This window comes from Pseudarthrobacter sp. NamB4 (genome assembly GCF_005796185.1).
In the GTDB taxonomy this organism is placed as follows: domain Bacteria; phylum Actinomycetota; class Actinomycetes; order Actinomycetales; family Micrococcaceae; genus Arthrobacter.
The window spans coordinates 180,408-190,120 of record NZ_VAHM01000007.1 but is presented as its reverse complement, the minus strand read 5'-3'; the positions used below and the strand labels follow the sequence as shown (position 1 = coordinate 190,120).

14 protein-coding genes and 1 pseudogene are annotated in these 9,713 nt (G+C 63.9%); 6 read left to right on the top strand and 9 right to left on the bottom strand.

Annotated elements, in window-relative coordinates; all coding sequences use genetic code 11:
• Positions 1 to 81 precede the first annotated feature (81 nt).
• On the bottom strand, positions 82 to 354 hold the full coding sequence (locus FDW81_RS09130; RefSeq protein ID WP_138133865.1) for a DUF1508 domain-containing protein: 273 nt from the start codon (positions 352 to 354) through the stop codon (positions 82 to 84).
• 215 nt (positions 355 to 569) lie between these two features.
• On the opposite strand from FDW81_RS09130, the gene FDW81_RS09125 reads away from it, so the two are divergent.
• Both FDW81_RS09125 and FDW81_RS09120 read left to right on the top strand, forming a co-directional pair.
• Positions 570 to 758, top strand: a complete 189-nt coding sequence (locus tag FDW81_RS09125; protein WP_138133864.1) for a hypothetical protein — start codon at positions 570 to 572, stop codon at positions 756 to 758.
• 72 nt (positions 759 to 830) lie between these two features.
• Entirely contained in the window at positions 831 to 1,010 is a 180-nt protein-coding gene (locus FDW81_RS09120; protein WP_138133863.1) for a hypothetical protein, read from the top strand.
• Positions 1,011 to 1,354: 344 nt separating this feature from the next.
• On the opposite strand, the gene FDW81_RS09115 is transcribed toward FDW81_RS09120, so the two are convergent.
• The 4 genes from FDW81_RS09115 to FDW81_RS09100 all read right to left on the bottom strand — a co-directional run bounded on the left by FDW81_RS09115 (position 1,355) and on the right by FDW81_RS09100 (position 4,310).
• The gene (locus FDW81_RS09115; RefSeq protein ID WP_138133862.1) at positions 1,355 to 1,777 is read right to left on the bottom strand and encodes an Hsp20/alpha crystallin family protein; all 423 of its coding nucleotides are present in this window, start codon (positions 1,775 to 1,777) and stop codon (positions 1,355 to 1,357) included.
• Between the two features lie 112 nt (positions 1,778 to 1,889).
• Positions 1,890 to 2,879 (bottom strand): zinc-dependent alcohol dehydrogenase family protein, encoded by a 990-nt coding sequence (locus FDW81_RS09110; protein WP_370278887.1) that lies wholly within the window; start codon positions 2,877 to 2,879, stop codon positions 1,890 to 1,892.
• Between the two features lie 67 nt (positions 2,880 to 2,946).
• The gene (locus tag FDW81_RS09105) at positions 2,947 to 3,822 is read right to left on the bottom strand and encodes a universal stress protein (RefSeq protein ID WP_138133860.1); all 876 of its coding nucleotides are present in this window, start codon (positions 3,820 to 3,822) and stop codon (positions 2,947 to 2,949) included.
• 113 nt (positions 3,823 to 3,935) lie between these two features.
• Positions 3,936 to 4,310 carry a pyridoxamine 5'-phosphate oxidase family protein gene (locus FDW81_RS09100; protein ID WP_370278881.1) on the bottom strand — a complete coding sequence of 125 codons (375 nt, stop codon included), beginning with the start codon at positions 4,308 to 4,310 and terminating at the stop codon, positions 3,936 to 3,938.
• A gap of 459 nt (positions 4,311 to 4,769) precedes the next feature.
• Between FDW81_RS09100 and FDW81_RS18650 the strand changes: the two genes are divergently transcribed.
• The 3 genes and pseudogenes from FDW81_RS18650 to FDW81_RS18430 all read left to right on the top strand — a co-directional run bounded on the left by FDW81_RS18650 (position 4,770) and on the right by FDW81_RS18430 (position 5,748).
• On the top strand, positions 4,770 to 5,141 hold the full coding sequence (locus tag FDW81_RS18650; RefSeq protein WP_171027154.1) for a GAF domain-containing protein: 372 nt from the start codon (positions 4,770 to 4,772) through the stop codon (positions 5,139 to 5,141).
• A gap of 51 nt (positions 5,142 to 5,192) precedes the next feature.
• Positions 5,193 to 5,300 (top strand): annotated as a pseudogene (locus tag FDW81_RS18435) (hypothetical protein); the annotation flags it as partial.
• A gap of 91 nt (positions 5,301 to 5,391) precedes the next feature.
• A complete protein-coding gene (locus FDW81_RS18430; protein ID WP_240720114.1) occupies positions 5,392 to 5,748 on the top strand; it encodes an ATP-binding protein in 357 nt (118 codons plus the stop codon).
• Positions 5,749 to 5,761: 13 nt separating this feature from the next.
• Here FDW81_RS18430 and FDW81_RS09090 read toward each other — a convergent pair whose 3' ends face one another.
• Entirely contained in the window at positions 5,762 to 6,382 is a 621-nt protein-coding gene (locus FDW81_RS09090; RefSeq protein ID WP_138133859.1) for a response regulator transcription factor, read from the bottom strand.
• A gap of 304 nt (positions 6,383 to 6,686) precedes the next feature.
• Between FDW81_RS09090 and FDW81_RS09085 the strand changes: the two genes are divergently transcribed.
• Positions 6,687 to 7,184 carry a universal stress protein gene (locus tag FDW81_RS09085; protein WP_138133858.1) on the top strand — a complete coding sequence of 166 codons (498 nt, stop codon included), beginning with the start codon at positions 6,687 to 6,689 and terminating at the stop codon, positions 7,182 to 7,184.
• Between the two features lie 13 nt (positions 7,185 to 7,197).
• Here the strand turns inward: FDW81_RS09085 and FDW81_RS09080 are convergent, their stop codons facing one another.
• The 3 genes from FDW81_RS09080 to FDW81_RS09070 all read right to left on the bottom strand — a co-directional run bounded on the left by FDW81_RS09080 (position 7,198) and on the right by FDW81_RS09070 (position 9,551).
• On the bottom strand, positions 7,198 to 7,389 hold the full coding sequence (locus FDW81_RS09080; protein WP_240720100.1) for a hypothetical protein: 192 nt from the start codon (positions 7,387 to 7,389) through the stop codon (positions 7,198 to 7,200).
• Between the two features lie 91 nt (positions 7,390 to 7,480).
• Entirely contained in the window at positions 7,481 to 7,930 is a 450-nt protein-coding gene (locus FDW81_RS09075; protein WP_138133857.1) for a universal stress protein, read from the bottom strand.
• Between the two features lies 1 nt (position 7,931).
• Positions 7,932 to 9,551: a DUF4389 domain-containing protein gene (locus FDW81_RS09070; protein ID WP_138133856.1), complete on the bottom strand. Its 1,620-nt coding sequence runs from the start codon at positions 9,549 to 9,551 to the stop codon at positions 7,932 to 7,934.
• Positions 9,552 to 9,713 lie beyond the last annotated feature (162 nt).

The window sequence follows — 9,713 nt, the reverse complement described above, 5'->3', positions numbered from 1 at the left end:
ACCTACTGCGGGACGCACAAACAGCTGCCTTGGGGGCAGCCGCCTGGTTCACGGTGCGGACTATGGGGGACCGGAAAAGCCCTAGGCGGCACCCCGGGCGCCTGTTGTGCGGGAAAGGAACGGCCTGACCTGGGAACCCCGCCACGGTGCCTTTGCCAGGACTAGGTTTGGAGCAGGAGCGGCGTCGCGGATCAAACCGGTGCCGGCACATTCGCGGACATCCTTAATGGCAGCAGCAGCGTGGTGCTTGTCCGGGTACTGTCCGGACACCGCCAGGACGCTTCCGTCCGGCGCCATCAGCCTGAACCTGATCCGCGAATCCTCGTCGACAAACAGTTCGAACGTTCCCGCCATAAGTCCTGCTCTCCCTTGAGTTCCTTGGCTCCACCCTTTTGTGGAGCACCTGGGGCACCGTCATCCGGTGCAGCAGCCCGGACGCAGTACCCAGCCGTCATGCATCCGCAAGCCTCAAACCACTTTTCCAGAGCACGTGGGTCCTTATTAGGGGCCAAAGTCCCGTTATAGGCATCCAATCGGTGCAGCCGGTTTAGGCCCGGGGCCCTTGGGCTATGGAACAGGCCCTGGCACTTGTCCTGATCGCCCAGGGAGGCGGCATCGCTGCTTCCGCCGCGGTGGGGCCGCTGGGATTCGGGCTGATGCAGTACCGCACGTCCGAAACGACGGTCAACCAGTTGCTCGGCAGCGATGCCGCGGCGCTCTTCGTCGTCTTCCCTGCCACGGTCCTCGCCGCTGCCTGACTTTCCGTGGCCATCCGGCGGGACCCCTTTTGGGCAGCGGCATCGGGGTTTATGCCATCTACATTGGCATCCATGGCAGTGGTGATGTACGTCAGGGCGGACCCAGATGCGTCGTTGGCACTGATGGCCGGGTTCCTGGCTTTCGCCCTGCTGTTTGCCGGGCTTGCCGTGCTGATCTACCGCCCGTACTTCCCTGGGCCGGCGGGGGGCAGCAGTGCAGTACAGGCTTCGGCAGGGCATGCGGAGCAATGACCTAGGTCTCTAGTGGCATCTTCATCCGCTTCTGGCATGACCGGCATGGACGAAACGCTTCAGATTGACCTCGAGGATGCTACCTCCAGGTCCTGGTGGGCCCGTATCCTCTACACCTTGGGTTTCAGTACGTGCGGCGGGTGCGGCATCTCCTGCAATTCGGTGTCCCCCTTCCAAGTCGTATCGGCTGAGTCCTCCGGACGGCGGCCGGGCAGACCGCCGTCGTCGTGGAAGCACGGTCTCGCCGGGAAGAAGCTTCCGGCGGGGAAGAGCCTGGGCTTGCCGGACCGGCCGCAGCACAGCCGCGGCAGCAGGGTCTGTCAGCACGGCCCAAGCGCCACTGATCAGCCCCTGGTGATCGGAATCTTCGATGACGTCTCGGCCTGCCCCTTGTCCGGAAGGGGAGCCCGGACTTCCAGGACGCCGTCCTTGTACGAAGCGGTGACGTCACCCTGCTGGACGCCGCTGGGCAGCGGAAGCCGGCGGATAAAGGAGCCGTAGCGGAATTCGGACCTGTAGCTGTCCTTGTCCTTTTGTTCCTTCTTTTCCTGCCGCTCACCCTTGATGGTCAGGACACCATCGGCAACGGTCACATCAACATCCTTTTCAGGGTCGATCCCGGGCAGCTCCGCCCGTACTACCAGCGTGTTGCCGTCGACCATCTCCTCCACCCGGATGGCGGAAGGCCCTGTTTCCCCCTCAAACAGTCTTTCGATCAGGTCCATGGGGGAGCGGCGGGTGTCAAACCATTTCATCAGGTCAGTCATTCTTGCCTCCTGCTCATACTGATCCGGGCCGTCGTGTTACCCGACACTTCCACGTTGCGCTTCACGGATGGAAGGTTCCAGAGTCCAAGGTCCCAGCCTGGTTTCGAATTCCCTACTCACGGACCTGCAGGACTGCGGAACCGGTGATCCGGTTCGCAGCAAGGTCAGCCAGGGCTGTGTCCGCCGCGTCGAAGGGGTATGAGATGGTGGCGGGGGACAGCGGAATCTCTGCCGCCAGGGCAAAGAATTCCTGCCCGTCAGCCCGGGTATTGGCTGTGACGCTGCATACCTGGCGCTCGAAGAACAGATGCGCCTGGTAGTTCAGGGAAGGGATGTCGGTGAGGTGGATGCCGGCGATCGCGAGTGTCCCGCCGCGGTCCAATGCGCGGAGTGCCACCGGCACCAGGTCACCCACGGGCGCAAAGAGAATGGCCGAATCGAGCGGCACCGGCGGGTGCTTGTACGCGTCTCCTACGTATTCCGCCCCCAGATCCTGGGCGAGCTCCCGGCCTGCCGCGGAACGGGTCATGACGAAGACGGACGCGCCCTGGTGCATGGCCAGCTGGGCTGTCAAGTGGGCTGAACTCCCAAAGCCGTAGATGCCCAGCCGCCCTCCCGCCGGGACGCTGGCCCGTTTCAGGGCGCGGTATCCGATAAGGCCCGAACATAGCAGCGGAGCCGCCTGTTCGTCGCTGAAAATGTCCGGAATTGGGTAGGCAAAGTCTTCCGGTACTGTGAGCTGCTGGGCGTAGCCGCCGTCCTTGTCCCATCCCGTGAAGACAGGTGAGGAGCACAGGTTCTCGTCTCCCCGGCGGCAGTAGGCGCACATGCCGCAGACGCCGCCCAGCCAGGCGACGCCGACCCTGTCGCCCTTGGTGAAGCGGGAGCTGCCCGGTCCGCTGCCAACTACAACCCCCACCGCCTCATGTCCGGGGATGACCGCAGAGTGACGCGGTTGGAGGTCCCCCTCGGCAAGATGAAGGTCCGTCCGGCAAATGCCACAGACGCTCACGTCCACCAGGACTTCTTTGGCCAGGGGCTTTGGGCTGTCACGAAAGCCTTTGACCAGCGGACGGGTAGACATGGGCCCGGGGTGGCCCACCCACCATGCGAGCAATGCTTCCTCCGTTTCCCAGCGTTCAACATCGTGTCGCTACCGGCCCTGCCCGTCACTTTTCATGCCGTAATTTCTTCAGCCGGGTGATCACTGTGGGGCACGGCGGCTGGGTCAGCACGCCGTGCGCCGTGGAACCCAAAAGCAGCCTGCTGAAACGCCCCCTGCCCCGGCTGCCCACCACGAGCATCCTGGCCCCGGCAGCTGCCCGGACCAGGGCATCGGCCGGTTCCATGACAGTTTCCAGAACCGCGTGCACCACCAGCCCGGGGTAATCCTGGCGGAGTCCGGCAACAGTTTCCGACAGGACGACCTGCTCCTCTTCCATCACGTGTTCTGCGAAGCGGCTGGATGGAAGCCCGGCCCTGATCCACCTGTTGGGGCCGGTGAAGGCGTAAAGGACGGTCAGCTCCTCGCCCAATGCATCAGCCTCGGAAGCAGCGAAGGCAACGGCCTGCGTCGATTCCTCCGACCCGTCGACGCCGACCACAATGCCGTGCCCGTCCTCCTGTGCCGGTCCAACCACTGCCACCGGCGATTCGGCCGTCGCAGCGGCCTGGAGGGCCCGGTCGGTCAGGGCGCCGCGGTTATGCCCACTGCTGCCCAGCACCAGCATGGAAGCGTTCCTGGAATACTCGCCGAGGGATGCCCCGACGCTGCCCTCCAGCAGTGCCGCTGTAACCTGCAAATCCGGTTCAGCGCCGCGGACGCGTTCTGCCGCTTCTTCCAGCATGTCCTGCCCGGATTTCCGAAGGACGTCAATATAGGGAAGTGCCTCCAACGCTTCGCCTGCCATCCAGCGGTCATCGAGGACATGCAGGATAACCAGCGGCAGCTTGAGCCGCCGGGCACGGGCGGCTGCCCACTGCAGGGCGGCCTGGGAAGGAGAGGAATCGGTAATGGCGACGGCGATAGGCTTGCTTGCGTCCATTGGGGGCCTTCTTTTGGTCTCTTGTTTTCAGGGCCGGCTGGCGGGCTGCTGAGGGGACCACCAGTGGCTTGGGGGAGCGATGACGAATCTTCGCCCGGTAACCTCCTCGGGTGCTACCCGGACGGGGGCATTCTTGGGCCTGCCTGCAAGGGGGACAAGCCTGCCTCGGCCGCGTCCTCGAAATCTTCCTCATCGCTGACAGCGGCAGCATGGCCCTTCACCACAATGCTCCACGCTATGGTGCCGTACTGGTTCAGCCCGTCCGCTTCCAGGGAAACTGCCTTACGCTCGGCCACGGCATCCAGCTTGGTCCTCGCGCCGGTACGAATCAGCAGGGTGCCGTTGCTTGGGACGTAGTTGACGGGAAAGATTTCCACCCATTCCCCGTGCATGAAAGCCAGCCGGCCGACGGACCTTGACCGCAGGTACCTCCAGCAGTCATGTACGCCCAGGCTTTCCGCTTCCGGTTCAGCTGCAGCTGTTTCCATGGCCGTAGCTTAGGCGTGGGAATTCCGGCCGGGTAGGGAAGAAGGTCCCGCGGCGCACTGCCCTGTGGCCGCGGTCCGTGCCCGTAACGGACGTTTCAGCCCTTGACTTGGTCTCTTACACTGGTCCCAAAACAACACTTCGTGCTCAGGCGAAGGTGACGTTGCCGGGGAAAGCAACCTCCCCAGACCAGCGCAGCGCTGCTGAGGGCCCGCAATGGCGGGGGCCGCATCAACAGGAAGCCGGACCTGAGCACTGAGCCCTGGCCCTCTCCCATGAAAGGAAGGGCGGAGGATTTCCTCAGGGACTTTGTTTCCCGTGCAGACGAGCTGCTGCAGACGCAGGAACGGATGAACGGACTGCTGTCAGCGGTCGTGGCCCTGGCGGGGGGGGGGATCTGAGCCTGGAAGCCTACTGGACCGCCTGGTGGGGTCAGCCTGTGAACTGGTCGGTGCGGAAGCATCAGGTCCATCGGCGACCTGCCCACCGGACATGGTGTCCTGGGACATCTGATCCGCGAGCCGCAGCCTCTGCGTCTCCGTGACCTCGGCCAGCATCCCGTGGCCGCAGGTTTTCCCCACAACCATCCGCCCATGAACAACTTCCTCGGGGTGCCGGTGCGCGTCCGGGACGAAGTGTTTGGCAACCTTTACCTGACGGAAATGACGGCGGACCTCGTTGCCGAAACGGCGCTGCCCGTCTCAGGTGTGCAGGGGTGCAGTGCTGCTGCTCGCCCGTCCGCAGGGCTTGGCGTCCTACAGTCAGGCCGAGGTGGAGTCCAGCTCACTCTTCGGAAACAGGATCGGGCTGGCCCTGGACTTGGCCCGCGTTAGCCCCGCGAGCAGAACCCCCTGTTCACCGACCGGGAACGCGTCGCGCGCGATTTGCACGATCTGGTCATCCAGCGGTTCTTCGCCTCCGGCCTGAGCATCCAGAGCCTGCGCCGGTACACCGTGGATCCTGTGGCGAACGAACGGATGGCTGCGGTGACCCTGGAACTGGACGACACCAGCAGGAAACTGCGTGACACCAGCTACTCGCTCCGCACAGGGGTAAGAACGCGAACCCCTGACCAGCCGCATCATGCAGGTGGTAGGGGACACCTCCCGGAACCACCAAACCGGCCCCAAAGTGGCCCTCAACGGTCCAGTAGATTCAGTGGGGGAGGACGTGGCCGTCCACGTGCTCTCCGTCCTTTCCAAAGGGTTGAGCAACGCGACCAGGCATTCAAGGGCTGACGAGATCCAGATCGAGGTCTCAGTCGGGCGGGAACAGGTCAGGCTGCACATCAGCGACAACGGTGATGGCTTCGATCGGCCAGCTAAAGTGAGCGGCCTGGTCAATCTGCGGCACCGGGCAGAGTTGCTGGGTGGCACCTGCACCATAGACAGTGCGCCGGGAAAGGGCACCCGGATCAATTGGTCCGTCTTCCACCAATAACCCGGGCCTCCAGTCAGGGAGTATCCTGGTTCCGGGTTACGTAAACGGCCGCCTGCGTACGCCGCTCAAATCCCAGTTTGGCCAGGATCGAGGATACGTAGTTCTTGACGGTCTTCTCGGCCAGGTAGAGTTCTTCGCCTATTTGGCGGTTCGTCAGTCCCTGCCCTATCAGGGTCAGGACTTTCTTCTCCTGGGCGCTGAGCCCTTCCAGCCGCGGGTCGGTGGGAGTCTTCGAAAGGCCCTCAATGATGCGTTCTTTCACCCCGGGCTCAAACAGCGATTGACCCGCTGCCGCCCTGCGGATCCCGGCCAGGAGGTCATCGCTCCTGATTTGCTTCAGGATGTAGCCGGACGCCCCGGCCAGGACTGCCCCGCGGATGGCCTGTTCGTCGTCGTAACTGGTCAGGATCAGGCACTTCAGGCGCGGATCGAACGAGCGCACATCCCGGCAGACCTCTATTCCGGTACCGTCCGGAAGCCGTCCATCCAGGATGGCGATATCCGGCTTGAGGGCGGGAATCCGCCGAGTGGCCTCCGCCGCCGACCCGCTTTCACCTACCACCGCAAACCCCTCGCCTTCCAGGAGGTCCTTCAGCCCCTGCCGGACAAGTTCGTGGTCGTCCAGGATGAACACACGAAGGGGCCCCTGCGAATCTGCGGCTCCTTCCGGGCCTGACTCATGCCTTTGCACCCTACGCTCCCAACGCTCTTCCAAAATGATTGTCAACCGGTATGTGGAACTGCCCGCACCGGAGGCGTGCCTTCATAGTTCCCTGCTTCCAATCCAGCTGGAAGGGACCTAAGTCCGGATTTCCTGATCCTACAACGCCTGCCATACACACCCTGTCCCGGCTCAGCCTGTGACCTTCGGCCCTATCCCCGGGGTCAAACGTTCTCCAGTCTTGGAGTTGTCCGCCCAAGAGAAACGGAGCCGCACGATGGATGCCAGCCAAGTGCGCCCGAAGATCATCGTCGGTGTGGACGGCTCTGATGCTTCCATTGCTGCACTCCGTACCGCCGCTTCCCTGGCGGGGCGGCTGGACGCATCCGTAGAGGCCTGGACATGCTGGGACGTTCCCCCCGGTTTCGGGCTCTACCTGGTTGTAGGAGTTGAGGGCTTTGAGCACGCCGCCAAGCAGTCGCTGGAGCAGGCCCTTGCTGCCGCGTTTGGCGACGAGCGGCCAGCTCCGGTCCGCGCAAGGCTCGTGCGCGGCAAAGCGGCAGATGCGTTGATAGAAGGGAGCCGGACCGCCTCGCTTCTCGTCGTGGGCAGGCGGGGCCGCGGCAGCCTGGTACTGGGTTCCGTGAGCTCCGCTTGCGTCAGCCACGCCCACTGTCCCGTCCTGGTGGTCCATGCTTCGGAGAAAGCCCCGCCAGGAAAAGCCGGACTAGAAAGTGGCGCACAGGAGAAGAACCCCGGCGGCGGCGCTCAATGAATGATGCAGTCAATTAGTGATGATGAGAGCCCGCGTCCTGCACTAACTGGGCAAGGGACATGCTGGGGGAGCTGACGATGAACGGCATCAGAAGCCTGTTTTCCTTGTCCAGGTGCAGGGCAAACATCCGCTGGATGGCAGCACCGGCAACTGCGGCAGAAAGTCCGTTGGACGTGCGCAGTTCCTCCACAGGATTTACGATCACGCTGCTTGTGCCTCGGAGGCAGCATCCTTGCCGTCATTCATGGCCTCTTCCTAAAAACTATCGAGCAGCCCGCACCCCTCCCAGCCCTTCTTCAGGATGCCTCGTTCGGTGTATGGACCACCAGTACTGGACAATGGGCATGGGCCACCAGCGCCGAACTGACCGAGCCCAGCAGCAGCCCGCCAAAGCCGCCGTTTCCCCGCCTTCCCACCACCACCATGTCTGCTTCGCGGCTGGCTTCGATCAGCGATTCCCGCGGATGCCCGCGGATCAGGCTGGAGATGACGTTCGACGGCGTGTCGCCGTCGAACGCGGTTCTGACCGCCTCGTCAAGGATCTCAGCGGCACGTTCCTCGAAGCCCTCGATACCCATCATTACGTAGCCCGTGTAGACCTGCGGGTAATCCCAATACGCATTGGCTAGGACCTTTGCCCCTAAGGGGGTTGCAAGGCGCTGAGCCTGCCGCAATGCCGCAATGGATGCCTCCGACCCATCGACTCCCACGACTATGCGGGCGAATGGTGCTCCAGCAGTACTCATATCAGCTCCTTCCGGTGGAATCCGGCAGGGGCAGGGCCGAAAGATGCGCCGGGGCTTCACCAGGTCCCTGGTCGAGCCGGAAGGGAGGGTACTCATCCCGCATCAGGGCCGTGTAGGTCATCACGCGGTAAATCCAGCGGTTGACGCCCAGTATCAGGTCGAACAGCGGGCGCAGGTACCGGCCGGTGAAGAGCAGGGCCACCACCGCTATCAGGACCAGCAGCCCCAGCAAAGACATGCCTGTTCCCTGTTCATACGTGGTTGTTCCCAAATCGTCGGTTCCTGCCGCCCAAGTCCAGGTGGTGCCGGCGAGGGCGGCAACGATGAGCAGGTGCGGAATGGACAGAAGCCACCACTTGACGAGCACCAGCCCGCGGGAAAGCCGCTCCGGGTAGTCCACCTCGAAGTCCGCGGGATAGTTGGTGCGACGCAGGGTGAAGGGCGGGTAGAGGTCGGTTCCTGCAGCCGCGTAGGCGTAGAACGCCACCCTCCAGTTCCAGCGTATGACCCCGACGTTGAAATCGAACAGCGCCCGCGGGTAACGCCCGGTGAACAGGATGGCGAACCCTGCAACGATCGTGGTCACCAGGAATGCAAACCACAGGAAGACCAGCAGGATGAAATGCGGAATGGCCAGGAACCACTTCACCAGCCACATTGCCCGTGACAGGCCGGGATCCAGCTCGCCGAAGAGCCTGGCAGGGTAGGGAGCACGGTCTGCCGGTTCACCGGCGCTCGGCTGGGCCTGTGACGGCATTCCTGGTGCTCCCGGCCTTCCAGGGGCGCCTGCCCCGGGTGTTCCCGGAACTGCCGTCCCCGGGACTCCTGTTCCCCCCGTTCCCGGGGTTCCCGTTCCCGCCCGGTAACCCTGGTGCGCGGGGTACGCCGGGTAGCCGGGCGCGGGTCCGCCCGGGCCGGCCGGCCCAACAGGTCCGCCCGAGGACGGGCCTGCATGCCGGCCGATTCCCACTGCCCCCAGGATCAGCAGGGGGAGCCCGATGGCGAGCGCTATGGTTCCGCCCACCAGCAGGCCGGTGGCGGCCGGCCTGATCAGGTCGGAACGGAACCCTGCCTGCACCCTCGTATCCATTCCGGAACTGGCGTCGGCATTCATGATGACTATCGCCCAGGTGCCGGCGGCAAAGTCCCAGGTGAGCTCCTGCTCACCCGGGTCGGAGACGGATGCGCTCCAGAATGTCTGCTCTGCCGGAGGCGCGGGCGTGTTGGTGCCGGGAATGTCGCGGTATTCCGCACGGAAGGGGCGGCTGTCCACTTCGAGCAGTTCCGAATGGTGCACGCCTGAAAGGTACTTTTCGACGTCGGCCTGCGGGGCAATCCCGATGAAGATTTCCTTGCCGCGATCCACGGAAGAGGCGTGCAGGCGGAGCGTACCGACGTCGAAAGGCAGGCGGGGTGGAATGCCTTCGCCCACGGATTCCAGCCGGGGGGAGCTGAGGGCGTGGGATCCGATCGAGAAGCGGCCGGTACCCGAGGAGAGGTATCCGTCCCCCTGCGCAGACCCTGCTACTGACGCCACTGCGCCCCCGGCCAGGGCGGCGGCTCCAACGATCGAGATCAGGATCCCAAGGATGAGCAGTACCACTGAGGCTGTCTTTTTCATGAGGCCCAACCCGGGGACGTAGGAACAGGGACAGTTGTGCAGCGAGGCAGGAGAGTGAGGCCCAGTGAACCAACCTGCAGCTTGATGTATAAGAATGGCGGCCAGCCCAGGGCAGTTGTAGGGCCTAAAGTCACGTGGCGCGGGCGTGTGATTCTCTCCTCT